The sequence below is a fragment of the Pedobacter ghigonis genome (assembly GCF_903166585.1).
Classification (GTDB): Bacteria; Bacteroidota; Bacteroidia; order Sphingobacteriales; family Sphingobacteriaceae; genus Pedobacter; species Pedobacter ghigonis.
This window is the reverse complement of record NZ_CAESCM010000020.1, coordinates 16,171-42,545: the sequence shown is the minus strand read 5'-3', so window position 1 is coordinate 42,545 and position 26,375 is coordinate 16,171. Positions and strand designations below refer to the sequence as shown.

Genomic DNA, 26,375 nt, shown 5'->3' with positions numbered 1-26,375 from the left:
TGAAATTATTTTTTCTGCTCTGACAGGAAAGTAACCAGTGAGGCAAGTTCTTCATACGACAGTGAATTGGCCAGGCCTTCAGGCATCATCGAAGTTTCAAGCTCTTTACGTGAAAGGATATCGCCTGTTTTGATGGTAAAAACTTCACCGGCAATGTTACGCAATACCACTTTGGCAGCAGTTTCTTCTTGAACGAAGCCCATATAGGTTTTATCGCCTTTTGCACTGATCATTACCGAAGCAAAACCTTGCGAAATAGATGCATTTGGTTTTAAGATCGATTCGGCGATTTGCTCACGGTTCATAATCGAACCAATCTGTCCCATAAAAGGACCTTTCATTTTATCGGTTTTGTTTAAGCTGTGGCAGGCAATACATCCCTGGTTGTTGAAAATGTTTTTTCCTTTAACCGGATTGCCTTGTAATTTATTAATGGCCAGCAATACATCTTCAATTGATGATTTACCTACTTGTCCTTTTTGGTTTTTGATCTTTTCTAAATCAATTTTTGGTTCTTCAACTGCTGCAACTTTTTCCTCCTCGGCAAATTCAGCGATATCCATGCGGTGACGTGCATTTAAATCAACAAAAAACTGTTTTTCTTTAGCACCTTGTTTAAGCGCTTCTGCTTTTAAAAACTGCTCAATTACAGGCGATTCTGACCAGGTAACAGCTTTAAAATACGGACCATGCGAATCTGGACGCGTTCCCCACCACCAGCTGGCATCGTAAGCAATTTCTTCTTTATACAAACGGGCCAAAGTGATTAAAATCTGTTTTTTCAGTTTTTCATCCTGCGTAGTTTTGTAATTATCGATTAATCCGTTCACAGCTTTAACGTTGTGCATGTAGCGTAATGCCCATAAAGCAAGATCGGCATTTTCAGTTTTAATGGCCGCTACCATTGCATCAGTGGCCTGTAATGATACCAATGCCCTAACTGCAAGGTGAGGTAAAATAATAGCCGAGTTAGGCGTAGCATGAGGTCCCTCTACCCCTTTTGCAGGTGCAGTAAAAGAAGCCGGAACTTTGGTAGCCAAAAGTGCTTTTGCAGCTTCGTCTACTTTACCTAAGCGGTTTAAACCAATAATTGAAACGGCATGTACGCGTGGAGAAGCATCCTGAAGCCCTTGTAAAAATGGTTCGATTGGCACATTAGCCAAATAAATTTTACGGTCGGTTAATGCTTTTAAGGCAAATTCTTTTACCGCAGCATCTTTTGTTAATTCTACCAGTGCTGCAGTACCATTTTCTTTCGCTAACTGTGCGTAAGTGTAAATACCCGCCACACGAACATCAAGTGCCAAAGCCTGATCTGAAGCCGTTTTTAAAGCCGCCTCGGTAGCTTGTTTATTGTTACGGGCAACCAATTCCTGCGAAGCTGATAAACGGGCAACCGAACTATTCGATTTAAGCAAATCGGTTAGTTTTTTTACTGAAAGCTTTTTAACATCAGGAAATGCCTTGTAGCTCCAGTCGGTAGGTACTGCACGTACAATATAACCTTTATCAGGACTGCCAGAATAACCTGCACCATCCCATGCCGAAAGGTAAAGTCTTCCTGATCCATCTACATCCAAATCGGTAATTTGCGGAAGTTTAATAAATTCTTCGTCTTTTTGAGTAAAGGTTGGTCCATCGGCAGTAACCCTGTGGATATACAACATGCTTCTTCCCCAATCGGCCATCATCGGCACGTTATTATATTGCGCAGGCCAGTTTGGTTCGTTCATAAATAAGGCACCAGTACCTGAGCCACCGCCTAAATCGGCAAGTGCTGGAATAATTTCATCGGTAAAATTCTGGAATAAAACCGGGTAACCGTATTCGCCCGACTGAATATGGTGCGAAAAACGCACATTCCATCCACCACCATCATTTGTATTTTCGCGGGTAAATACATTCATATAAGGATCGATAGCCACATCATACACATTACGCGTACCATGTGTAAATACTTCCATTTCAGTTCCATCGGGGCGTACCCGTACGATTCCACCGCCAAGCATGGTCATTTTCTTACCAGAACGGTCTATTGCATCGTGGAAACCGAAATCACCTACAGAGATATAAATCCAGCCATCAATCCCCATTCTAATGCCGTTGGTAGCATGGTCGGTACCACGTTCGCGGATGTATTTTTCGTTACTGATGTGCTCGATAAGTGGTTTTTCTGGTCCATCAGCCTTGCCATCGCCATCTTTGTCTTCAAATACGACTAAATTCATACCTGTTGCCTTACCGGTTTCTTTAGAGAAAGTGGTATGCAATACAAATACCTGATCGCCTTGAACAATTATACCACGTGGATTATCTACATCGGCAAAATCGGTATGGCTGTCCATTTTACCGTCGTTATTTTTATCAACGAGTTTAAGAATACGGCCTTTGCCTGCATCCTTACCTAATGAACCAATCATATCAACACCTACAAATACTTCACCTGTTGGCGCTACTGCCAAACATGCTGGACTTGGTGTAATATCCGGACCGGCAAAATTAGTAATGGTTAACCCAGGGGGAGCAAAACGTGGTTTCTCGGGTTCGCTGAAAAGGTTTTTAAAACCCAGGAAAATGACAGATAAGTAAATTAAACTTAAAGAAAATTTGATCATTGTGTGTGTTTGTTATTGTTTTTTTTGGTTAGTGTCGGGTAAACTTACAAAAAATACAAATTAACTCTTGCCAAAATTTTGTGATAATTAACATTTTTTTGAATTACTCACGCCAAACAGCGCTAATTGTAATCATTCTCGTAAAAAAAATCAAAAATTTTTAAATTCCTGCCTCACCCGATATTAGATAAATATAAACACGAGGGCAGAAATCTGTAGAAAACAGAAAAAACAGTAACAGCTACAATGAAATGCAAGTACATTATAAAAGAGCTCATTTTACAATAGTTAATGTAAAAAATTAACATAAAAATCACACAAACCACACGATTTAATCATTTTCCGACAACAAATCAGCTCATTTAGTTTTTAAAACCTAATAAAAACACATTAACCGTCATTAAAATGCAAATAAAAAAGATTATTTCTTGATAAAACGAAGATTTTTCATTAGATTTACTTTACAAATTTCATTAAATCAGTATGTTATGAAAAATATCTTATATTTTTTCCTGACTGCCCTGATCTCTTCAATTGCTTTATTAACTACGGATGCTACGTTTGATCCCGAATTGGTTTATAGCACCGTAATATTAATCTGGTTACTGTACATCTGGTACCATGTATATGCAAACAAGAGAAACTACAGCGAGTAGTCTGTGTTTTTAACTTAATTATTCCCGATCAACGGATCAGGGGCTTAAATTTTAATGCCCGTAAATTGGTAATGATCAATGTTCAATAATCAATGAGCAGAGTGGTTTCTGCTAATGGTAAGATTTACGTTATGGGTGCGGCTAATGACCAATGAACTCGTGAACCTTTAAACATACCCTCCGACTACGCTCAGGGTTACAGGCAATGACAGTGATTTGCGATGAACCATCAACTATTGACCAACAACCCAAATAACCTATTTACATAAACTTAACATATTCAGCAGTTCTCCAAATCGCATATCTTTTTATCTTTAACCACATGTACTGGTACGAAGAAGAGGTTAAGCAATTAGAAAAAACGCATTGGTTAGACCGGGAGCATCCTGGTATTGTATTCTATGGCAGTTCATCCATACGTTTATGGCATAGCCTTGAAGATGATTTTCCTACCAGTAAAGTAACCAACCTGGGCTTTGGTGGTTCTACCCTTGCGGCCTGCGTATGGTTTTTCGAAAGGATAATGACCAATTACCGTCCGAAAGCACTTGTAGTATATGCTGGCGATAATGATCTGGGTGACGGCAGAAACCCGGAAGAGATATTCATCTTTTTTCAGCAGTTAATGGTAAAAGCGAATACCAGATTTAATGATCTCCCCTGTTATTTTATTTCACTGAAACCCAGTTTAACCCGCTGGCATAAAGCCGATCAGTTTAGATATACCAATAACCTGATTGAAAGTGAGATTATTAAACATAATGGAAACTGGAAATTTATTGATGTTTTTAAGAAAATGCTCAATAAAGAAGGTAATCCCGATCCTGCATTTTACGACCACGACGGACTACACCTTAGCGAAGCGGGTTATCGCCTGTGGACACAGATCGTTAAAGAGAAATTAGGTTAATCATTACCATTAATTAATATCCTGATAATATCGAAGCCCTATTTTTCCCTCAAAGATTTAAATCAATGAAAAGGGAATACCATAAATGGCTTAGCCATAACCTACAAAGAGATATGGAACTGTTGGTTTTCGGTCATGGCGGAAGGGCTGTAATCTTTTTCCCCACCCGGATGGCGAGGTTTTATGACTACGAAAACTGGGGGATTATTGGCTCGCTAAGCCATCAGATTGAAAATGGCGAAATACAGGTATTTTGTTTGGATAGTATTGACGGCGAGAGCTTTTATAACGACGGAGTATTTCCATCGGTACGGATAAACCGGCACCTGCAGTACGAAAAATACATTTTAGACGAGGTAATACCTTTTATTGAACAACAAAATAATAGCGGTTACGTAGAAACTGCAGGTTGCAGCATGGGGGCTTACCACGCCATTAACCTCGCCATGAAATATCCTTGGCTGTTTAAAAAAGCTGTTGGCATAAGCGGCAGATACGATTTAACTGACAACATAGGAGATTTCAAGGATTTGCTAAGCGGGTTCCGTAATGAAGAAGTATATTTCAATATGCCAGCGCAGTATATTGCCAACCTCAGCGACGACCATTTGTTAACGGCAGTGCGAAACATGGAAATCATACTCGCTGTTGGCGAAACCGATCCGTTTTTAAGTGGCAACCAACACCTGAGCAGCTTATTGTGGGAAAAAGGCATCCCGAACCAGTTCCACACCTGGGAAAGCAATGCGCACCGCCCCCACTACTGGCGTAAAATGGCACCGATATATATCTAAAATCAAAAAACAGGTTATAATTACTCTACAGCAGCAAAGTAATACTGTTTAAAAGCAACGGTAGATACGGGTTCTGTTGAACCTTCCGCGCCAATCCCTACACTGGCTTCAATCAACCATTTCTCAGGAGAGGAATTGGTTTTAGCGACCTTAATCCCTTTAACCGTTCCACCTATTGCTTTATACTCTATGCCAAAACAGTATGGGCAGGAAGATACATATTTTACTTTACCCGCTTTAACATCGGTATCGGTAAGTAAGAATTTTTCGACCAACATTGGTGCCTGAATGTACAACCAATAGGTTCGGCCATTACCCTGACTCCTTACCCAAAATATCCGGTATTGCCCCTTTGTTAAGGTTAAGTTGTTGCCACTCATCGCTGCATTATCGGCATAAAAGAAACTACAACTGGTTCCTTGCGGACATTCGGTTAAATTTTGCTCATCAATTGTAAAATCCAACGGCGCATCTGCTTTCTTTTTACAGGCCATTAAAACACTTATTATCAACAAAGTAAAAGCTGTGGTTTTGAAAGCGTTTTTCATCATCTTGTTTTTTTAATACTAACACGTACAGGCAAAACCATTCGCTACAGCAGTTATATTAAGTTTATGTTAAATAAATTAATGTGTTTAAGGCTATACCAGCAGGGAATTTAATTCCAAAATAAACCCTTTCAAATACATTCTCTTAACCTGGATTGAACAAGAAAATATTATGTTTGCACTAAACATTAAATCGACGAAAAAACATGAAACAAGGCTTATTAATAGATATGGATGGGGTGATTTACAGCGGGGAGGAATTGATATTTGGCGCAGATAAATTTATTAAACATTTAATTGATGAAGATATCCCTTTTGCTTTTATGACCAACAACAGCCAACGAACCGCGCTCGAAGTGGTACGGAAACTGAAAGGTCTGGGCATAAAGGTTGAGGAAAGCCATGTGTACACCAGTGCAATGGCTACTGGAAAATTCCTTTCCGACCAAAGTCCTAACGGTACTGCTTATGTATTGGGCGAAGGTGGTCTATTGAGCAGTTTGCACGACCATGGCATTACGCTGGTAAATACCGATCCGGAGTTTGTGGTGCTGGGCGAAGGAAGAAATTTTACCCTCGAAATGGTACAACGTGCAGTAGATATGATTCTGGCAGGAGCCAAATTTATTACTACCAACCGCGACCCATCGCCTAAAAAACCAGGCTGGAATAATTTAGGCATTGCTGCCACAACTGCCATGATTGAAGAAGCTACCGGAAGAAAAGCTTTTGTAACAGGTAAACCAAGTCCGGTAATGATGCGTTCGGCGCGTAAATTTTTGGGTTTAGAAACCAGCGAAACTACTGTAATTGGCGACACCATGGAAACTGATATCCAGGGTGGTGTGCAAATGGGTTATAAAACCATTCTGGTACTTTCTGGCATATCTACAAAAGATACATTAGGCCATTATGCCTTTAAACCGGATATGATTGCCAGTTCAGTTGATGAAATTAAATTTCCACTCAACTGGTGGGAAGGTAAGTAGTTAGTCGGGAGTCAGAAGTTCTAAGTTGGGAGTCTGAACAGATACCAAAACGAACAGCAATTCCATTGGTCGATTTTATCAACCAATGGAATTGTTTTTTTCTTTCACTTAGATATCGCACACCAATGAACTAATGGCTATTGAACTTATGAACCATTGAACAAATGAGCCAATAAACTACTTCCCTACCGATACCAGAAAGCTTTCGGGCATTTCGGCGGCTTTTAGCATAAAATTATGCAGTTCGTAATTTTTAACGAAAGGCTTTAATTGATCTGATCCAGGGCCAAACATGGTTAATTCCACATAATCGCCAGTGTGGTTCATCCCAGCCCATTGTACATCTGTATATTTACTCAGAATTTTTCCATACTCGTAAAACGGCAGATTTGATTCGTTGTACAATTCTCCGGGAACAATATCTTTAAAATGGTTTAGCAAAGATTTTACATCATCAGCTTTCATCTCAACACCCTGGTTTTCTTTAATCATTTCCATGATTTTTTGCTCACTAAACGATTGGTTAAGCTGGCCCAGCAACCAGGTATTGCTATGTTTAAATCGTTGCAGGCTATCAAATTTTTTATTGGCCTCGTCTGCATAAAACAAACCAGGATTGGCATTACCATGATCGGTTGTAATAATTACCAATGTTTCGCCATCCTTTTCGGCAAATTCAATTACTTTGCCTACGGCTTCATCAAAAGCCAGCTGATCGAAAATAAGTCCGCTTAAATCGTTGGAATGTGCTGCCCAATCTACCTTTCCACCTTCAACCTGTAGCGCAAAACCCTTAGGATTATCTTTCATCAGCTCGATGGCTTTCATGGTCATTTCGGCCAGAGTTGGCACTTCTTTTTGAAGTTTAGCATCGTGCTGGCGGTCTATCTCGTAAGGCAATCCATCTTCTGCAAAAAGCCCTAAAACAGGTTTCGATTTGTCTAAAGCCAGCATTTCGTTACGATTTTCGGCCACTTTATAACCCTGGGTTAAAAATTTAGGCAATAGGTTTCCTCCGGCCCTTTTCTCGCCGAAATACTTGCTTCCGCCTCCCATCATCACATCAAATTTTAAGCCCAGGTAAATTTCTGCAATCAAGTCCTGTCCGCCACGGTTATCAATATTTACACAGAAACCGGCAGGTGTAGCATGGGTAATAGGTACAGTAGTTACACAACCTACTTTTTTACCGTTTTCTTTAAATTTCTGCAAAATGGGCTGTGGTTTTTCGCCATTCATGCCCACATTAAGCGAACCATTTTTAACGCGTATGCCCCCACCCCATGAAGAGCTGGCAGCAGCCGAATCGGTAACCATCGAGCTGGCCGAAGCAGTATCCATTAAAGCTCTTACGGCTTTATTGTCGCGGTAAAGCCCTAACCATTTACTGCTTCTGCCAAAGGTGCGATTGGCATATAAATCGGCCATATTTAAAGTGCCTGTGCTCATGCCATCGCTCACCATCATGATAATGTTTTTTGCTTTTTTACTTCCGCCAACGGGTGCGGCTATCACATCTTTCAGGCCAATTAAAGGCAAGCCAAAGCCAGCCAATAAGCCGCCTTTTAATAACGATCTTCTGTTCATATATTTCTGTGGCATCAGAATGCCTTAATTATGGTTTGGTAAATAAAGGAATGGAGCTGAAATAACTTCGCCCATCAAAACGTGGACTGCAACCGGTTTTGTAAGATTCATCTTTACCTGAATTATCTTTTACCGTTGACTGAGTTACCGATAAATGTGCTGTGTTTAATTGCCCGATATTTTTTTTAAGCTGTTGCGGAGCTGCATCCGTTGTTTTATTAACCGGTAAGTCATCCGCTTTAATCAATAAGGCTACTGCAGGGATAACCATTAACAAGGCAACGCAGGAAATCAGTCTCATATTATTTCGCTTAAATTATCTTTCCCGGAAGCGCTCGATATCGAAGACAATAAAATAGTAAAGCAATAACCGATTAATGTGTTATTGTTTTAACCTCCGGAAATATGATACAAAGATGAAAAGCTGCTATTACCACTGTGGTTAATTAGGATTACGAAATTGTTAAAAGGAGGCTGCCAGTTTTAATTGTATATTAATAGGGTCAAAAATCTTTAATCTCCTTAATCGTCCTCGTTTGCAACGAGGATGAGGGAAATATGCATTTCTAATGCATAGCGATACAATCGCGCCTCTCGTTTATCCTCGTTACAAACGAGGACAATAATAAATATGTAATATATAAGACGGTAAAACCGTAATCGTCATGCTTTGTAACGAGCACTTGAGAAACAGGCATTTGCAATGCATAGCGATACAATCGCGCCTCTCGTTTATCCTCGTATAAACAAGGACAATAAAAGGATTGCGCAGCAACATCCATCGCTACGCAATTATTAACTAACTAATCAAAATGTTTATACTGCTGCACATTAGATCACCAATCCTACGTACATTATCAGTATTTCTGGTAATTGTATTGGATATCCTAATAAACCAAAACTTATACTACCACTTTGTCTCCATTTGAATTATATTAATTAAGTTTTCAGCTCACTGAGCATGTCAAAAGAAGATGTCCAATTACATTTTGGCATCCATTAATTTTGTTGTTTTAGTTTTTGCAGCAACCAGTTTCATCTTGATTACAAATGCCTGGCTGGGCTGGAAATCTTTTGGAAGGAGAACATCAAAATAAGTATTCTTATCCAGGTCGATTCCAATATCTGATTGTTTTAACGTTAAGCTTTTATCACCGATTAGCAGTGCCGCACTCCCTGGAACCTGTGTAGCATTTTTAGGCACGGCGATACGTACAATGCCATTAACAGGCTTATTGAAAACAGTTAAGTACAACTGATCTTCCTTTTGGGTAAAATAGCCCAGTTTTGAAGGTGTTAAAGCCGCATGACGCACCCCATAAACCGCCTCGGCATTTTGTTTTACCCATTGACCTATTTCAGCTGCAATTTTATCTTCTTCGGGGTGCATATTTCCGTTACCATCGGGACCAAAGTTTAATACAAAATTGCCGTTCATCGATACCGAATGCATCAGCATATCCAACAAATCGTCGGTAGTTTTAGTATAAATGCCCGACCAATCTTTCATGTAACCCCAGCCATTTGGCGGAATAGTCATTACTGCATCCCAATCGTTACCGTTTAACCACTCGAACTCTACAGGCAGCTTACGCTCCCAGCCTTGCTCGTAATCACCCAGTATAACCCCATTCGAATCGAAATGTCGCGATCCGTGCTCATCATTGCGAAAACGTGAACCAATGATTAATCCCGGATGTTTTTCGCGAAGTTCTTTTTCCAGATTGTAGGTAAACTGATATGCACTTTTCCACGAAGCATCCCAGGTACCATCAAACCAAAAACCTTTAATCTGCGGGTAGTTTTTCAGCTGTTCTAACAACTGGTTGCGCGTGTACTGTAAAAATTTATCAAACTTTGCTTTTTCTTCATCTGTTTTTGGTGCCTTCCCCATATAGTTTGGGTTGTTCCATTCCAGAATGGAGAAATATAAGTACACATCAATTCCTTCGGCAGTGTAAGCATCTACAATCTGCTTTACAATATCCTTTTTGTAAGGAGTGTTGCTAATGTTGTAATCCGAATATTTGGTTGGCCAAAGTGCAAAACCATCATGATGCTTGGTGGTAAAAATCACATACTTTGCCCCCATATCTTTGGCTTGTTTGGCCCAGCGTTTGGCATCAAAATCTTTAGGATTAAACTGTTTATATAAATTATCGTAAGTTTTTGTCCAGTCTTTAGGCGCAGTTGGGCCACCCCACGAGCGGATCCACTCTGAAGCTGCCGCTCCACCTCTTGCACTTACACCATTCCACTCATTACCAGCAATAGAATAAATGCCCCAGTGGATAAACTGACCCAGGCCATAACTGCGGAAGGCCTGCATATTGGCATCGGTACGGTTGCGCGGTGTTAGCGAACCATATTTAACTTCAATCAGCGTGTCACTCTTCTTTTTAGGGCCTGTCCATTGTGCGCTTGCCTGGCTTATACCAGCAACTGCCGCAACAGCAATTAATGCGCATCTTAACGTATTTTTCATGTATATTTTTGTGTGTTTAATCTTTATAATTTAAGGGTTTCTTCCTTTTTACCGGCAATTCGGGATTTTGCAGTGGTTTTGAAGGATTGTAATAATATAAACCTGCCTGGCCATAAAGTGCTAAATGTGGCTTTAAACTGTTGCTGAATACCGCGAAATCTTTGCGTGAATTTTTAGTCCAGGCGGCTTCGGCCAATGCAGCAATACGTGGAAAAAGTAAATAATCCAGGCGAAAATCGCCATCCACGGTTTCGGTCCAAAGGTCGGCCTGAATACCTAAAATGAGTGTTTGCTCTTTTGCATCTGCAGCAAAGGCGCGCGCATCGAACTGGTATACCTGCTCAATCGGGTTATATAACTTATTCCACTTGCGGCCGTACTGATGGGTACTATCCTGCACAAAATCGAAATAAAGCGGCAATCTGGGGCATAAAACCGTTTGATAGCCTTTACTAAGTGCTGTACGCAACTGGCTTGGTTTATCATGTCTCCACCAGAAGATAATCGTTTTTTCTTTTGGCACGTTAACATCAACCATTTCATCCCAAAAAATTGCTTTGGCACGGAGGCTGTAAAGCGAATCGGCCATGCGTTTCATGAAATATTGCTCTACTTCTGTATCATTATTAAGCTTTTCACGCTCACGTAGTTTTAATATATCGGCATTGCTTTTCCACTTTTCGTTGCCATAGCTCACTTCATCGCCTCCAAGGTGGATCATTCCGGCAGGAAAAAGTACATTGGTTTCTTTTAATATATCGGTTAGGTAGCGGTATGTTTTTTCTAAACCGGGGTTAAAGGTAAACTCAGGGTGCCCAGCCGAACCACCGCCCGAAAATTCGGGATAAGCCTTGTTGGCCGCTGTTGCGTGACCTGGCATATCAATTTCGGGGATAACCTTAATGTATCGTTCTGCGGCATAAGCCACAATTTCTTTAATATCGGCCTGAGTATAAAACTGAGCCGGTAAACCTGGATTTAAATAATCGCCAATTCCGCCAATAAGTGCCAGATTTGGGTATTTCTTGATTTCTAAGCGCCAGCCTGGTTCATCGGTTAAATGCCAGTGAAAGGTGTTGAGTTTGTAAAAGGCCATCCAGTTTAAAATCGATTTCACCTTTTGTTTACCAAAAAAATGGCGCGATTCGTCGAGCATGAAGCCGCGCCAGCCGTAAGCTGCTGCATCGCTGATTTCTGCCGCCTCGATCTGATTATTTTTACTGGTAAGCGCCATTTGCAATAAGGAAATTACACCATAAAAAACGCCGTTAGGATGACTAGCCGAAATGGTAACCTGATCAGGTTTTATATTCAACTGGTAAGCACTCGAATCGGTAATTTTCGCATTTGGTTTAAGTACCAGCGCAATATTTGCCGCTTTAGTTTGCCTTTGTATCGTAATACCTTTTTGGCTCAACAACTCATTCTGAAAATAGTAAGCTATTGTTTTTAACTGGTTATTATTGTAGCTAATGGTACTGTTGTTATTCAACGTAAAAAAGCCGTTGCCTTTAACATATTTATCGGGCATGGGGATAATGTTGCCAACCTGGGCAAATGCAACAGTGGTAAAAAACGAAAGGGCCAGAACAAGTAATTTCATTAATTGGTAGTTATTTTTAATACGTAAACCGGTACATCGGTTATATTTTTAAAATCAGCAGGCAAATCCAGCTTCAATTCCTGATTGGTACCGGTCCATTTAATTTTCTTTTTGCTGCCTAACAGGCTAATGTATTTTACAGATGCGGTTTTGTTATTGATCTGTTTCAATATTACCTGTGGCGTTGGCCAGCTTCTTAAAAACGCATAAATAACTTTACCTTTTGCTGTGTAATATACATCTGGTGCGATAGTTTGTGGTGTGCCATCAAAAACAGCATCTTTAGTAGCGTTTTTACTGGCTTCAATGGTGCTGCTTTCTTCGGCAGTTGCCGTGGTTTCTTTAACCACCAGCCAGGGTTGTGTACCATAAATGGCTTCGTGGTTGGTTTTCATCCAGCCCCCTATTGCGTTTAATCTTGACGTAGCCCAATCGGGAAATGTACCATCGCCTTGCGGACCAATGTTTAATAAAAGGTTGCCGCCGTTGGCTACTACTTCTACCAAATGTCGCACCAATACATCCGGCGATTTCCAGGTGCTATCGTGCCGGTTATACCCCCAGTTTTTGCCTATGGTTAAGCACGATTCCCATGCTTTTTTTGATGATGGTGTTAATGATTGTTCTGAGATCGAAAAATCGCCTAAACCATTTCCAATGCGGTTATTTACCAAACAATTGGGTTGTAATTTATGAACAAGTGCTTTCAGTTCGGCACTTTCGCTTTTACTGATTAATTCTGGCGTATCGAACCAAAGCACGCCAATAGGCCCATAATTGCTCAATAACTCTGTAATTTGTGGTTTAACCTTTCTTTCAAAATAACGGTTAAAAACCTTCCCGTCTTCGTTCGGATAATCCCAGGTGTTGCTTCTTCCGGCCTTTACCGGCCAGTTGGTTGGCACATCCGGATCTTGCCAATCTCTGCCCAAAGAGTAGTACAGGCAAAGCATTAAATTATATTTTTTGCAGGCTTTGGCCAGCTCTGCAACCGGATCGCGTTTAAACGGACTCCGTTTTACAATATTGTAATCGCTGCTGGCCGAATTGTACATCGCAAAACCATCGTGGTGTTTTGCTGTAAAAACAACATATTTCATTCCGGCGGTTTTAGCCTGTTTAACCCAGGCATCGGCATCGAATTTTGTTGGATTGAATTGATTGGCAATAGTAACATACTCGCTCACCGGAATACGCTCGTACAGCATAAAATGTTCACCTCCTTTTACGACATGGTTTTTCCAGTCGCCGGCGGTTTGCGCATACAATCCCCAATGGAGGAACATGCCAAATTTATCGGCCTTAAACTGATCGATAGGACCTGATTGTGCTGATAGCCTTAAGGCTTGGCACAGCATAAATAAAGAAAGCAGGTATATTTTTTTCATTAGCCAAATTATACACTCCGGAAAAACGCTTCCGGAGTGTAAGGTATTAAATTTTAATCTCTTAAAGTTGTCAAATCAGTTGCTGGTGCAGGTAATCCCAGGGCAGTTATTTCATCATAAACAGACTGTGTTACCGGCAGTCCCCATTTCTTAAAAAAGTCGCTCAAATCCTTACCACTGATGTTACAGGCCTTCAGCATAAAATAACGCATTTTTGCTGCATCAGTTGTTAGCGAAGGGTTTTCGGTACGGGTTTGTTTATGCAGGGCAATATAAAAACTATCACCATAGGCCATCCATAACTGATAAAACATGCCCAGCCTCACATCGTTGGCATTGGTAATGGTGCCATTAAAATTACGGCTAGCCTGTGCAATAGCAAAATAATTATCAACAGAAGTCCATTTTCCATCTCGGTTCATCCGAGATGGTGTAACCGCAAAATACCTTTCAGCAGCCAAAGCATACAGGTTAACTGTAACCTCGGTTAAACCGGTCCAGGTCCACGGGCCTTGTTGGTGAATGTGCCCAACTTCGTGCCATAAACCCCAGCCCGAAACACCATTCACATTGGCATTTTGCAAAATGCGGTAGGTTAAAGAACGGATATAAAAAATACCGATTCCCGCTGCCATGTAATCGCCAGAATTTGCCGGATCTTTAACGGTAATGAGGTATTTATAAGGTCCTTTGGTGTGCAATGCTGTTGATCCGTCTATACCACTAAAGGCATCTTCGGCATCAACAACCTGGTCAATTTTGGTACTCAACACCTGCTGATCGTCTGTTTTATAGGTAATGGCATCGTCTCTGCGCGCCACTACAAGCGCACGGTCGGTTTCGATGATTACATCTGGTACATTGCTCAAACTATCGAGCATGGTTAACCAATCGGCATGGCTGGTTACATTTTTCTTAAAGTAAGGCACCGGTTTAAAACCCTTGCCGAAGCTCAGGCTTGCCGAAGCAGCCGGAGTAGCACTGCTTACATATTTTACCCAGGCCATTCCACCATACTGATCGGCTTTAATTTTGTTTAAACCAACCTGCAGGGTATAATAAGTGCGCACGGGCCTGATGTTATCTCTAAAAGGTGTACCCAATACCAGTTGTGGCAAACGGGTGCCGCTTACCTGAGCAACGGTAACATAAATAGAGTCGTTTGCTGCCACGTAGTAACCGGTTGGCAGCATTTCGTTATGGTTCGACTGGATTAGCCGGTTTGCCACCGCCTGACTACCTACATTTTCGGTATAGGTTTGGGTTACCGGCGCAACCATACCCGATACCGGGCCAGTAGCTGAAACCTTATTTTTTAACGAAAATGTTTGACTATCGGCTGCTGTATTTGCTTTTTTGCAAGCCGTAACCGACAGTAAGAAAGCGAAGCTAAGTAAGCTTAAGGGATATATCTTTTTCATATCGGTTTAGTTTACAGGGCTATTACTTTAATTGATGAGGCTTTATCGTTAAAGGTAGGCATATACCAAATTTGCGAGGTAACCTCATAGCTGCTACCGGTAAAATTGTCGCCATCGTACATAATTATCTTTACACCGAGACTAGCCTTTACTGATGAAACGGTATTGTTACCAATACCCAAACTAATTAGATCGGCGGTGGTATAATTGCCAACTGGCAACGATACAGCAGTTCCGGTATAACTGGTATTCGGGAAAAAACTAGCCGATCCGTTAGCTCCTATTTGCGGTACACCGTTCAGGAACGAGAATGAATACGTTTGGGTTATCGTATTGCCGTTTTTTAGCAGCAATTTAGCTTTTAACTCATAAGTCTCGTTATTTTTATAATAAAGTTCACTTAATGGCATAGATCCGGAAAGAGTTTGACTTGCCCCCGGGTTAAATCGCCAGGTTACTGCATTATAATCTTTATTGGTGCCTACCCCTTCGTTATTCACATTTGGATCGAGGTAAACCAATACATCACTAACCTCTTTATCGCTGGTAAAACTACCAGATAAGTTAATTGTTTGATTGGTACTGTTAAATGAAGCATTGGCACTAATTGTTGTGGTTGCAGCTTCATAAGGGATTTCGAGTGGCAATGGATCCTGGAAAATTTCGTTTCTGTTTAGGATTGCAGCATCAACTTCAGTTAAAAAAGTAGGCTGTCCTTTACTAAATGAAACATTACCCGACCCCATTAATGAAGTGCCCAACGTTGGTTGTTCGGAAGCATATTTGGCGTGATCGTGTGGTAAGTTTAAACCATGTCCCAATTCGTGCAACATTCCACCTAGATAATTGGAGCTTGGATTTGGAATTTTATCGACTGCCATATTTGCATTATCAACGGCAAAACAGTTTTTACCATAACCATAAAAGGGTTGATCACCGGCGGCAACATCTGTTCTTTGTGGCAATAAAATAAGTGTGTGGCTCGAATTTGAAAATTCTGATGCATGTGTAGCTTTGTAGGCCGCAATTTCGTTTAAGATTTTGGTTGCCGATACACTCGAAGAATAAGGGTAATCTGCCTGCGGACCTGCTGCCGGGATTTCAATAAACCTTACCAGTCCGGTCGAGTCGATTTTAGATAACCCCATGTACTTGTCGTAGCCATACCTTAACATTTCGGTATGAAACCAGTTCTGAAAATGAACCATTAAACCGGTTAATCTGGTTTTGTAATCGGATAGTGCCGGATTATCTGTCGGCACAAACATCACAATGTTTAAATTTTTGGTATTGGTAACAAAACTCGGCGGAGTGGTTCCCGAGCCTGATGCCAATGCGTTTGGTTTTGCCAGCGTTGTTGTTTGTGGTTCTGCAACAGGTGCTTTTTTGCATCCGCTCATTAACATGCTGCTTGAAGCAGCTAAGAGCAGAGCCAGGCAAATTTGTTTGGTGTTTTTCATTGTTTAAGTGGTTTAGGTTATGGATTATTTAGTTGTATTTCATTCGTATTCGTTTTAATAATTCCTAAAAAGTAAATTTTAATACCCGTCCCATCTTTTCTTCCTGTTTGTTATGCTTTACAACTCATCTGTGAAGCTTTTTCCAATGTATTGTTTATCCAAAAGCATTGCTTCCTTATTCCAATTGCTTTCGTAAGCAATGACGGTGGCTTTAACCTATAGGTTGTTGCACACACGTCATTGCTAATTAAAAACTGAGTAAATAGGTTAACTGTCTAATTGTTGCAATTGGTTAATTGCATTTAAACGATTCGACAACTGTTAATTATCAACTTAAAACTGCTAACTGAAAACCGATCTCTTACCAACCCGGGTTTTGGATCAGGACCGCACTCTTATTAATCTCTGATTGTGGAATGGGGAAATAATACATCTGAGGATTTGTAAATCTTCTGGTTTCGAAAGAAAAACGCGCACCAGTAACAGTCGATCCGCTACGTGTCCATCTCATGCCGCCGGCTGGGCCGTTTATTAAAGTTTCTGCCAGTTTCCATCTTTTGATATCGAAGAACCTGATTGCTTCTTCGTAGGTTAGCTCTACCCTTCTTTCATTTCTAATTACCTCTCTCATTTGCTCCTTAGTAAGCCCTAAAGGCAACTGAAACGGAACTAAACCTGCTCTTTCCCTAATTTGCTCTATAGCCTGATATACTTCTGTGCCTGGCCCGCTAAACTCGTTAAGTGCTTCGGCATAGTTGAGTAGTATTTCCGCGTATCTGATAGCAACCAAACCAATGTTATTTGATATACCAAAATTACCACCAGCACCTTCGTGACAGAATTTACGGTATAGATACCCTGTTTTAGTGGAACCCGAAGTCCCTAAACCATCCCCAGGGGCATTGGCATATAAGTTCACAACTGTTTTGGTATTAGTGGTGTTGTTTAACCACAAACTGCCATCGTATAATATAGAGTAGTAAAAACGGGGATCTCTGTCTTTATACATATCTGCTTCTACATAACCCGATCCTGTTTCCTTAATGTTTTTGCCATTTTTCATTGGATAAGTGTCAACCAACTCTTGCGTTGGATAGGAATAAGCCTGTCCACCTCGGGAAACCGGAAGCAGGAAACCTTCGTACCATCTGTTTGTCGATTTCATCACCTGAAATATATGTTCAGGGGTATTTCTGGTAATCATCATCTGATAATAGCCATAACCCGGAGCAGTGGTATTATCTTTAACTAAGCTGTAAATCCCCATGTCTATTACTGCTTTTGCAGCATCGGCAGCGAGTTTCCATCTGTTGTTATCTAAATTATCGTAACCTGCCAGACTTTTATTGGTACCTGTACCCGGATTTTGCCCATTAAACAGCGGACTTGCGGCCAGAAGTAAAACTTTTGACTTTAAACCCAATGCAGCACCCTTGGTTGGGCGTCCGAAATCTTCAATTTTTGTGGTTACAGGTAAAGCAGCACAAGCATCCAGTTCGCTAACAATGTAATTTACCGTTTCGGCAAAGGTAGATCTGGCTAAACCGAAATCATCGGTAATTGCATACACTTTATCACCAATAACCGGAACACCGCTGTAATTGCGTAGCAAATGCCAGTAATAATAAGCCCTTAAAAACCTGGCTTCTAACTTCAGCGTTGCCCTCCTGGCTGCCGAAATTGGAGATCTATCTACATTTGCCAGAAAAACATTCGCACGCCTAATGTTATTGTAACAGTTGTTCCAGTGATTTTTGAATCGACTAAAATCGGCCTGACTTTGAAAGGTTGCCGAATTAAATGCAGGCGCTATTTGTGCAGTAGCGCCACTCCATACGATATCCGAATCGTCGGATGCATCGCTGTACGACCATAAACCGCCACCGGTTAAGCCATTATCCAGATAATATGTTCCTGCCAGGCCAGTGTAAATACCTGTTAAAAAGCGGAATGTTAATAAACTATCTGCAAATACGGTAGCCTCATTAAGCTGCCCCACATCTGTTTTATCCAAAAAACTACTGCTATCAGTTTTTTTGCAGGCAGCAGCCCCCATGGCTAATAAGCCTACAAACATTAGGGTTTTTAAATAATTAATATTTTTCATTTTCTTATGATTAAAATGTTACCTGTAAGCCTAGGTTTACAATTTTTTGCTGAGGATAAGATGAGTAGGCCTCAACCGTTCCTGTAGAATTTATAGACTCAGGGTCTACATCATAAATTTTCAGTTTAAACCAGGTAATCAGGTTTGCTGCGCTTCCATAAATCCGTGCGCTTGATAAACCGATTTTATTTACCAGTTTATTATTAAAGTTATATCCTAGTTCTACGTTTTTAAGTCTGATGTAATCCGTTGGGCGTAACCAAAACGTTGACTGATCGAAATTGGCACCACCTAAACGCGGCAACAGTGCGGTTTCTTTGGTTTCAGGTGTCCATCTGCTTAAATGTATTTCGGATGGGGTACCATTAACATTTCCTATCTGGAACATGGTTGATGCACTTAAACTTCCTTTTGCAGCGCCCTGAAAAAGCACAGAAATATCAAATCCTTTGTAGCTTGTTCCTAAAGAAAAACCATAATTTATTTGAGGGATATTGGGATTACCAATTGGGCCAATATCGCCCTGATCGATCTTTCCGTCGTTATTGATATCGGCATATTTCAAATCACCTGGCTTAACTACCCTACCAACAGATGTTGGACTATTTGCGATATCGGCAGCATCGTTATAGAAACCAATATTGGTGTAGCCATAAATCTGACCAATAGGCCTGCCAGTGCGCATCAGTAATGGATTACCCTGGTTATAAGGTTCGTCGCGATAAATGATCTTGTTTTTATAAATGGAAATGTTCCCTTTAACAAAATAAGAGAAGTTTTCTGATAGCTTGTTTTGGTACGAAAGATCGAGTTCAAAACCTTTATTGTTTACGATACCCAAATTTACCGGAGGCAAGCTAATACCAGAGAAATTAGGAACCGTTTCCCTAACTGTTAAAATATCGTATCTTTTATGGTTAAAATAATCGAAGGTTATTCCCAGTTTACTATTCAGCAATTTAATATCGGTACCAATATCCAGCTTACGCTCCTGTTCCCACCTTACATCTTCGTTTGCCAGAGCACCAGGGGTAATTCCGTACTGCAGGGTGTTATTCTCCCCAAACCAATAAGAGTTTGCAGCTGTTGCCGGGGCATTATAAATTTCTTCGTAGATATAGCGGTAAGTATTTGGAAAATCATCCGAGCCAACAGTACCCAGCGAGCTTCTAAATTTCATGTAATTGATAAATGGAAGCGCTTTTTTAAAGAAAGGTTCTTCGCTAATGTTCCAGGCAACACTTACTGCCGGAAACAAACCATTTCTTTTATTGGCTTTAAACCTATCGGTACCATTATATGCACCGTTTAATTCGAATATATACTTCGATTTGTAATTGTATCCTACCCTTGCAGAATACCCTCTAAAATTTGCAGGAATGTTTGATCCCGAAATATCAGCCAACTGGTTATAAACAATCAGACCGTATAAATTATGGTCTCCGAACTGGCGGTTATAATCTAAAATACCTTGTGCATTGATTTTGCGAAGCGGATAAGCAGATACATTGGCATCGAATGCAGTAGACGCAGTTAAAGGTTCTAACCTGCTTAACTCAGGAAAAACCGGATCTAAAACATCAGAGCCCGGCAGGTACGCATAAGTTGGGAAACGTCCTCTGGTTAGCGAGCGGTTAAACTCTACATTATTGGTATAAGCTAAGATTACCCTTGCCGCAAGACCTTTAGTTAAAAAATCTAAATTCTGATTGGCCTTTAAGTTTAGGTTAAGGTTATTACTGTATCTTCTGTTATAACCTGCATATTGTAAAATACCAACCGGATTTAATGTAGCAGATTTTCTACCTCCGTAACTTCCATCTTCATTTTTTACAGGGTAGTTCCATGGGTTTAAAAGACCGCTGCTTAGCCTTCTCCAAATAGAAATAGCACCACCGGCAAGAACATCTGGCAGGTTTGGTTCATTAATTTCGTTAAACCTGGCCGAAAGATCTAACTTTAATGTTAGTGTTTTAGTTACATTTAAATCAACATTCGATCTGATATTGTATCTTTTTAAATAATAGTTACTATTAAAGTTTTCGTCTTTTTGGATTTCTTTTAAAATACCGTTTTGATTGAGGTTGCCCAATGCCACGAAATACTTTAAATTTTGTGTACCCCCAACGATATCAATATTATTGCTTTGCTGCAAAGCACTTTTGCGCATAACTTCATCGTACCATTTTACACTCGGGTAGCGATATGGATCATCGCCTAATTTAAAATGATTCAAGGCTTCGTCGGTAACCAGACCGGGATAAGTAAGGTTCGGATCTCTTCCTTCGTTTACCTCTTGTTCCTTTAATAAGGTTAATGCATTGTAAGAATCGAGTGGTTTTCTTCTTATGGTTGGCATTTGCAAGCCAAAATCACTTCTAAATGTAATTTTTGGAGCAGAAAATGTACCTCTTCTGGTCGTAATCGCAATTACTCCATTGGCACCCTTAATACCATATATAGCTGTTGAAGATGCATCCTTTAAAATGGAAACCGTTTCAATTTCATTAGAACTTAACTGACTTAGCTGTTCGTAAGGATACTCTACATCATCGACAATAACTAAAGGTCTGTTAGAAGCACCGGTGTAAGTACTTACACCACGAATGTAAATATTGGCTGCATCGGCACCTGGCTGACCGCTGGTTTGCTGTTGGAATAAACCAGGTAGCCTACCAGCTAATGCATTTTGAAAACTTGCGGCTGGGCTCTGCCTTAGTTCTTTACCCGATACGGTACTGGTTGCACCGGCGTTGGTTATCTTCTTTTGTGGGGTAAAACCAACTATAACTACTTCGTTTAAATTTGAATTATCTTCTTTTAAAACAATATTTAATGGTTGGTTGGTAATTGTAACCACTTTTTTAATGTAACCTATAGAACTTATAATTAACCTGGTACTGTTTGCGCCAACTTTTATGTTAAAAGCGCCACTGGTATTGGTAATCACGATGTTCTTCGGGTTTGCTTCTTCGGTAACTGTTGTAGCAATTAGTGTTGTACCCTTATCATCTACAACAACACCCCGTACAACTTTCGTTTGGGCATAAACTAGATTAGTTATCAGCACAAGCAATATTATATTCAGTATTTTTTTCATCTGTATATAGTTTCTTTTTTATCGGCGATGAAGCCATCATGATTTTATTTCATCTGTACGATTTGAAAAAATCGTGATGGTTCCATTATTTTTTAATGATGCTCTTTACTAATTAGACCATCCTGGATTTTGAACCATTTTGTTATTGCTTAATATTTCGGCTTGTGGTATAGGGTACCAATACATTTTAGTATCGAAAACAGCGTTGGCAGAATTGAAATAGCTGTAAGATAAGGCCGTTCCGTTTTTGATAATCTGTACACCTCTAACTGGTTTATTTAATTCAATTTCAGCCAGCTTCCACCTTCTCAAATCCCAGGTTCTATGTTCTTCAAAAGCAAATTCTATACGGCGCTCGTTTTGAATTATTTTACGCAATTCGTCTTTGTTCAGTGTGAGCGATAAACCGTAAAGATTATTGGTACCTGGAAGAATACCTGCTCTTTTTCTGATTAAAACCAGGTTGTTAACGATATCTGCAACCGGGCCACCCGATTCGTTTAAAGCTTCTGCATGATTTAACAAAATTTCGGCATACCTGAATAAGATTACATGGTGTGCCTGGTTGGTGTATGTAGTAGAAGTTTCAAATTTCCCCATGAATTTTCTGAGGTAATAACCGGTTCTGGTTTGCGTTCTATTTCCTCCGGGCTTATCTTGTCCGCCCTCAAATGTTTCAACCGGTCTGCCCAACCAATTTTTGCCATTATGCATAATGGTTGCCGTTAACCTTGGATCTCTGTTTAGATAAGGATTGTTCTGATCGTATGTCGATCCTGCATCAGAAATCGCTTTTCCATCAAGCATCAAAAATGCATCTACCAGGTTTTGCGACGGACTTGTTAATCCAACACCCTGTAAATACCCTATTGGCCCATTATTAATTTCGATATTTGTATTTAACGCGTTCTGTTTAATAAAAATAAACTCGGTATTTTTAGTAGCATTGAAATTGGCAATCCAATCGGTAACCAGGGTATAGCCTAAAGCTTTAACATCTGCGGCTGCCTGTGCGGCCAATGCCCATTTCTGCGTATTATTTGTTGGATTGCTTAAAGGGCTGGCAGCATACAAAAGCACCCTCGATTTTAGTGCCATTGCAGCTCCTATATTCGCTCTGCCCCAATCTCCATCGGTAATGGCGTATGGCAACAGATCGCTTTTTATGGCATCCAATTCAGCAACGATGTACGCATAACATTCATCCAGGGTGTTTCTCGGCACATTTATATTGTCGTTAATGGTATATACCTTATCGCCAATTAAAGGTACGCCGCCCCAACGCTTAACCATTTCGAAGTAAAAATAGGCTCTCAAAAATCTTGCTTCAGCTTTAAATTGTGCTTTTAGAACCGCAGTAGTTGGTACTACATCAATTTTGCTTAAAAAAAGATTAGCTCTTCTTATGCCCAGATAATTCCTACTCCAAACATCATCAGGAAGTGTTGTAGATGATATTCTACCGGTACGATAAAATTCGGCCTGTGTACCTATCCTCGAAGGCAACGCATCATCCGTTCCCGCATCTAAGAAACTGCCATCTATCCTGTTGTACCAATCGGGTAACAAGAGATAGGTTCCGTTTAAAAATTGTTTTGCATAGTCGGCATTCTTATCAACCGGATCAAAGATTAAATCCCCTGTTATCCGGTCTAAAGGCTCTGCTTCGAATCGTTTCGAACAGCCAAAAGCAAATAACAAGCAAATTATAGCGAAGTATTTTTTATAATTATTCATAATCAAGATTTAAAACTGAATGTTAACACCAAAATTGAATATCCGCTGATTGGGCACATTTCCAATAAGCACTTCCGGATCTACCCCATCTAAATTTGACGAGGTTAGCAGATTGAGTCCATTGGCAAATAACCTGACATTGGTAAGTCCGATTACTTTGATTAAGCTACCAGGCAAACTATAACCTACTTCTACATTCCTTAACCTTAGGTAGTTGCCATTTTTAACCCAAAAAGAAGATATTTGATTGTTATTTGGGTTAATCCCCACACTTAAACGCGGATATTGTGCCTGCGAAGCAGTAGCTGGTGTCCATCTTTGTAAACTACTTTCAAGGGCTTGTCCGTAGCCGGCACCTGCGCCTGTAGATGCAAAATTGGCGAAATTGTAATACACATTTCTATTTGCTGTACCATTTAAGGTAAACGAGAAATCAAATCCTTTGAAATTAAAGCCCCCAGTTACACCATAATAAAAAACGGGTTTAGTACTGCCAATAGCAGTCATATCATAGGTATTAATGATACCGTCGTTATTTAAATCTTTATATTTTAAATCGCCGGGAACCGGAAGATAGCCATCAACCTTTGGCCCGTTGTTAATTTCGCTGGTATTATTATAAAAACCATCTGCTACGTAACCAAAGGTTTGCCCTGCAGGTTGTCCGGTTCTATATTCGTAAGCATTTTTTCTAAAAGGCTCATCATTAAATATTACCTTACTCGCATTCCAACTACCATTTGCAGAAATAAAATACTTAAAGCTGTTTATTTGATCCTGATATCCCACGCCCAGCTCAACACCCGAATATTGGTTTTCACCAATATTTTCTTGCGGTAAAACAGCTCCTATTACAGCACTTGCATTTGTTCTTCTGATTTGCAACAAATCGTAATAATTGTTTTTATAATAATCTGCAGTAAAACATAGTTTATCTTTTAGCATGGAAACATCAATACCAACATTAAGTTTCTTTGCTTTCTCCCAGGTAATATTTGGATTAGCCAAGGCTCCTTCATCTTTTGTATTGGAACTTGTTAGCGGGTTTCTACTGTAAAATGTATCGCCATTATCAAAATTTTGCAGGTACTGGAAATAACCAGCAGCTGCATTTGTGGCTGTTAAACCATAAGAGGCTCTCAATTTTAAAGTATTAATGGTATTTTTTAAATTAGCAAAGAAATTTTCGTTGGCCATATTCCAGCCTAAACCAACTGAAGGAAAAAGACCCCACTGATCTCCTTTTTTATACCGGTCGTACCCCATGTACGATGTGGCAATCTCGAGCAAATACTTATTGTCGTAATCGTAGTTAAAGCGTCCGCCTACCGATTGATTAACCTGCGATAAATTTCCGCCTAAAACGTAACTATCTCTAATAAATAATAACTGCGCCTTAAAAGTATTTTTATCAATTGTTTTATCATAACCCAGATCAAAGCGAGAAAATGTTTGTTGATTTAAATCTGTAGGAGAAGAACTATTAGACTGCGTACCGTCGCCACCTATCGCTTTATAGGTAGTTTGGTTTGTTGCCGGATTTACTACCGGAGAATACACTGCAAAAGATTTGCTCCTGTTTATATTTTCGTTGTAGTACGAATTGAAAGATATCGCACCACTCGCATATAAGCCAGGTAAAAAGGTGTCGAGCTTTTGCATTAATGAAATATCTGCCCCTAAATTTCTGTTTATCGAAGGTCTATATCCCGATTTGATGGCCATACCATACAGGTTGTTCTGAAATTCGGTATTTCCGCCCAGCGAGCCATTTTCATTAAATTTCGGATAAGCATTATTGGGTGTAGTTAATAGTGCGCTATAAATACTGGCTACCGTAGCGCCCGGTTGATTGCTGTTTCTTATTCTACCGAACAAGCTTACACTAAGTGTTGTGCTGTTCGTTAAATCTACATCAACGTTACTCCTGAAAGAGAAGCGTTTGAAGCTATTGTTTGTTTCATAAGTATTTATGGATGCGTCTGTAACCAAAAAACCACTTTGGCTCAAATAGTCGAGATCTACAAAATACCTCACCTTTTTAGTGCCCCCTCTTAAATTAAGATTTTGCCTGCTCACGGGTGCTGTTTCCTTTAAAATCTCATCGGCCCAGTTTACATTCGGGTGCGTAAACGGGCTTGTACCATTTTTATACTTATCCAAATCGGATGCTGTATAAATGGCTTGCCTGCCATCATTTGCCAATGCCTCATTAAATAAAGTGGCATAATTGAAAGCATCCAAAAACTTAGGTCTATCTATTTGCTGCTGAATACCATATTGACTGGTAAAGGTTATTTGCTTAGGCATATTTGCACCACGTTTTGTGGTTATCAGCAACACCCCATCAGCAGCCTTCATGCCATACAATCCGGTTCCTAAAGCATCCTTTATTACAGAAATGCTTTCTATTTGCTCAGGGTCAATACTTAAATATGAGCGTGGAACATCATCAATAACCACCAGAGGAGACCTTCCCCTTAACGATAAGATGGGTTCGTCAGACCCTAACTGGAAATTATTTTGCACTACGTACAAGCCGGGCAATTTTCCGTAAAGCATTAAACCAACCTGCGGCGTAGGAAAACTCTTAAGTTCTTCCCCGCTTATCGTTGCGGATGATTGAATCTTCTTTACATTTTTTTGTGTCCCAAATAAGACCGGAACATCGCTATCGGGTAAGTTTACATTTATAGAATTCTTTAATCTAGTTCTTAGAGAATCTTTTAATTTCGATAATGAATCGTTTGGAATTTGTTTATTTTTTTTCGGGGTTGATAGTGGCACCTGAAATTTCTTATTTCCTAAAGAATTAGCAAGACTTGGAAATGCCAAAACATCAGCGCTGTTTGCAAAAAATAATATCACTCCAAACAGAGTCATCCGTTTTATAATCAAAGTATATGTTCTGTTCATTTAAAATAAATTTATTTTATTGATCAATTTAATTTTGCCGTGCAAGAGTACGCCCAGGC

The 26,375-nt window shown here is 40.0% G+C and carries 17 protein-coding genes; 4 read left to right on the top strand and 13 right to left on the bottom strand.

Annotated features, from left to right (window positions below; translation table 11 throughout):
• Positions 1-5: 5 nt before the first annotated feature.
• A complete protein-coding gene (locus HWV58_RS22040; RefSeq protein ID WP_175636169.1) occupies positions 6-2,615 on the bottom strand; it encodes a DUF7133 domain-containing protein in 2,610 nt (869 codons plus the stop codon).
• Between the two features lie 488 nt (positions 2,616-3,103).
• Here HWV58_RS22040 and HWV58_RS22035 point away from each other — a divergent pair, with 488 nt between their 5' ends.
• From HWV58_RS22035 to HWV58_RS22025, 3 genes are all read left to right on the top strand, one after another.
• The gene (locus HWV58_RS22035) at positions 3,104-3,271 is read left to right on the top strand and encodes a hypothetical protein (RefSeq protein WP_158674034.1); all 168 of its coding nucleotides are present in this window, start codon (positions 3,104-3,106) and stop codon (positions 3,269-3,271) included.
• Between the two features lie 322 nt (positions 3,272-3,593).
• Positions 3,594-4,181, top strand: a complete 588-nt coding sequence (locus HWV58_RS22030; RefSeq protein WP_175636168.1) for an SGNH/GDSL hydrolase family protein — start codon at positions 3,594-3,596, stop codon at positions 4,179-4,181.
• A gap of 65 nt (positions 4,182-4,246) precedes the next feature.
• On the top strand, positions 4,247-4,975 hold the full coding sequence (locus HWV58_RS22025) for an esterase family protein (RefSeq protein ID WP_175636167.1): 729 nt from the start codon (positions 4,247-4,249) through the stop codon (positions 4,973-4,975).
• A gap of 20 nt (positions 4,976-4,995) precedes the next feature.
• On the opposite strand, the gene HWV58_RS22020 is transcribed toward HWV58_RS22025, so the two are convergent.
• Positions 4,996-5,526 (bottom strand): hypothetical protein, encoded by a 531-nt coding sequence (locus HWV58_RS22020; protein ID WP_175636166.1) that lies wholly within the window; start codon positions 5,524-5,526, stop codon positions 4,996-4,998.
• Positions 5,527-5,729: 203 nt separating this feature from the next.
• Between HWV58_RS22020 and HWV58_RS22015 the strand changes: the two genes are divergently transcribed.
• The gene (locus tag HWV58_RS22015; RefSeq protein ID WP_175636165.1) at positions 5,730-6,512 is read left to right on the top strand and encodes an HAD-IIA family hydrolase; all 783 of its coding nucleotides are present in this window, start codon (positions 5,730-5,732) and stop codon (positions 6,510-6,512) included.
• 177 nt (positions 6,513-6,689) lie between these two features.
• Here HWV58_RS22015 and HWV58_RS22010 read toward each other — a convergent pair whose 3' ends face one another.
• From HWV58_RS22010 to HWV58_RS21960, 11 genes are all read right to left on the bottom strand, one after another.
• Positions 6,690-8,114, bottom strand: a complete 1,425-nt coding sequence (locus tag HWV58_RS22010; protein ID WP_235972794.1) for an alkaline phosphatase — start codon at positions 8,112-8,114, stop codon at positions 6,690-6,692.
• Positions 8,115-8,127: 13 nt separating this feature from the next.
• The gene (locus tag HWV58_RS22005; RefSeq protein WP_175636164.1) at positions 8,128-8,400 is read right to left on the bottom strand and encodes a hypothetical protein; all 273 of its coding nucleotides are present in this window, start codon (positions 8,398-8,400) and stop codon (positions 8,128-8,130) included.
• Between the two features lie 681 nt (positions 8,401-9,081).
• Positions 9,082-10,584 carry an alpha-L-fucosidase gene (locus HWV58_RS22000; RefSeq protein WP_175636163.1) on the bottom strand — a complete coding sequence of 501 codons (1,503 nt, stop codon included), beginning with the start codon at positions 10,582-10,584 and terminating at the stop codon, positions 9,082-9,084.
• 16 nt (positions 10,585-10,600) lie between these two features.
• Positions 10,601-12,187: a beta-N-acetylhexosaminidase gene (locus HWV58_RS21995; protein ID WP_175636162.1), complete on the bottom strand. Its 1,587-nt coding sequence runs from the start codon at positions 12,185-12,187 to the stop codon at positions 10,601-10,603.
• Positions 12,187-13,575 (bottom strand): alpha-L-fucosidase, encoded by a 1,389-nt coding sequence (locus tag HWV58_RS21990; RefSeq protein ID WP_175636161.1) that lies wholly within the window; start codon positions 13,573-13,575, stop codon positions 12,187-12,189. Before HWV58_RS21990 ends, HWV58_RS21995 begins: the two co-directional genes overlap by 1 nt.
• Before the next feature lie 53 nt (positions 13,576-13,628).
• Positions 13,629-14,996: a M60 family metallopeptidase gene (locus HWV58_RS21985; protein ID WP_175636160.1), complete on the bottom strand. Its 1,368-nt coding sequence runs from the start codon at positions 14,994-14,996 to the stop codon at positions 13,629-13,631.
• A gap of 11 nt (positions 14,997-15,007) precedes the next feature.
• Positions 15,008-16,456 carry a hypothetical protein gene (locus tag HWV58_RS21980; RefSeq protein ID WP_175636159.1) on the bottom strand — a complete coding sequence of 483 codons (1,449 nt, stop codon included), beginning with the start codon at positions 16,454-16,456 and terminating at the stop codon, positions 15,008-15,010.
• A 361-nt stretch (positions 16,457-16,817) separates the two neighbouring features.
• Positions 16,818-18,563: a RagB/SusD family nutrient uptake outer membrane protein gene (locus tag HWV58_RS21975; protein ID WP_175636158.1), complete on the bottom strand. Its 1,746-nt coding sequence runs from the start codon at positions 18,561-18,563 to the stop codon at positions 16,818-16,820.
• A 10-nt stretch (positions 18,564-18,573) separates the two neighbouring features.
• Positions 18,574-21,663 (bottom strand): SusC/RagA family TonB-linked outer membrane protein, encoded by a 3,090-nt coding sequence (locus HWV58_RS21970; RefSeq protein WP_175636157.1) that lies wholly within the window; start codon positions 21,661-21,663, stop codon positions 18,574-18,576.
• Positions 21,664-21,771: 108 nt separating this feature from the next.
• The gene (locus HWV58_RS21965) at positions 21,772-23,400 is read right to left on the bottom strand and encodes a RagB/SusD family nutrient uptake outer membrane protein (RefSeq protein ID WP_175636156.1); all 1,629 of its coding nucleotides are present in this window, start codon (positions 23,398-23,400) and stop codon (positions 21,772-21,774) included.
• Between the two features lie 9 nt (positions 23,401-23,409).
• Complete coding sequence (locus HWV58_RS21960) at positions 23,410-26,316, bottom strand: SusC/RagA family TonB-linked outer membrane protein (protein WP_175636155.1); 2,907 nt, start codon at positions 26,314-26,316, stop codon at positions 23,410-23,412.
• Positions 26,317-26,375 lie beyond the last annotated feature (59 nt).

Excerpts from the sequence above, each read along its gene's own strand:
- HWV58_RS22040 (WP_175636169.1), bottom strand. The coding sequence starts at position 2,615 with ATGATCAAATTTTCTTTAAGTTTAATTTACTTATCTGTCATTTTCCTG.
- HWV58_RS22035 (WP_158674034.1), top strand. The coding sequence starts at position 3,104 with ATGAAAAATATCTTATATTTTTTCCTGACTGCCCTGATCTCTTCAATT.
- HWV58_RS22030 (WP_175636168.1), top strand. The coding sequence starts at position 3,594 with ATGTACTGGTACGAAGAAGAGGTTAAGCAATTAGAAAAAACGCATTGG.
- HWV58_RS22025 (WP_175636167.1), top strand. The coding sequence starts at position 4,247 with ATGAAAAGGGAATACCATAAATGGCTTAGCCATAACCTACAAAGAGAT.
- HWV58_RS22020 (WP_175636166.1), bottom strand. The coding sequence starts at position 5,526 with ATGATGAAAAACGCTTTCAAAACCACAGCTTTTACTTTGTTGATAATA.
- HWV58_RS22015 (WP_175636165.1), top strand. The coding sequence starts at position 5,730 with ATGAAACAAGGCTTATTAATAGATATGGATGGGGTGATTTACAGCGGG.
- HWV58_RS22010 (WP_235972794.1), bottom strand. The coding sequence starts at position 8,114 with ATGCCACAGAAATATATGAACAGAAGATCGTTATTAAAAGGCGGCTTA.
- HWV58_RS22005 (WP_175636164.1), bottom strand. The coding sequence starts at position 8,400 with ATGAGACTGATTTCCTGCGTTGCCTTGTTAATGGTTATCCCTGCAGTA.
- HWV58_RS22000 (WP_175636163.1), bottom strand. The coding sequence starts at position 10,584 with ATGAAAAATACGTTAAGATGCGCATTAATTGCTGTTGCGGCAGTTGCT.
- HWV58_RS21995 (WP_175636162.1), bottom strand. The coding sequence starts at position 12,187 with ATGAAATTACTTGTTCTGGCCCTTTCGTTTTTTACCACTGTTGCATTT.
- HWV58_RS21990 (WP_175636161.1), bottom strand. The coding sequence starts at position 13,575 with ATGAAAAAAATATACCTGCTTTCTTTATTTATGCTGTGCCAAGCCTTA.
- HWV58_RS21985 (WP_175636160.1), bottom strand. The coding sequence starts at position 14,996 with ATGAAAAAGATATATCCCTTAAGCTTACTTAGCTTCGCTTTCTTACTG.
- HWV58_RS21980 (WP_175636159.1), bottom strand. The coding sequence starts at position 16,456 with ATGAAAAACACCAAACAAATTTGCCTGGCTCTGCTCTTAGCTGCTTCA.
- HWV58_RS21975 (WP_175636158.1), bottom strand. The coding sequence starts at position 18,563 with ATGAAAAATATTAATTATTTAAAAACCCTAATGTTTGTAGGCTTATTA.
- HWV58_RS21970 (WP_175636157.1), bottom strand. The coding sequence starts at position 21,663 with ATGAAAAAAATACTGAATATAATATTGCTTGTGCTGATAACTAATCTA.
- HWV58_RS21965 (WP_175636156.1), bottom strand. The coding sequence starts at position 23,400 with ATGAATAATTATAAAAAATACTTCGCTATAATTTGCTTGTTATTTGCT.
- HWV58_RS21960 (WP_175636155.1), bottom strand. The coding sequence starts at position 26,316 with ATGAACAGAACATATACTTTGATTATAAAACGGATGACTCTGTTTGGA.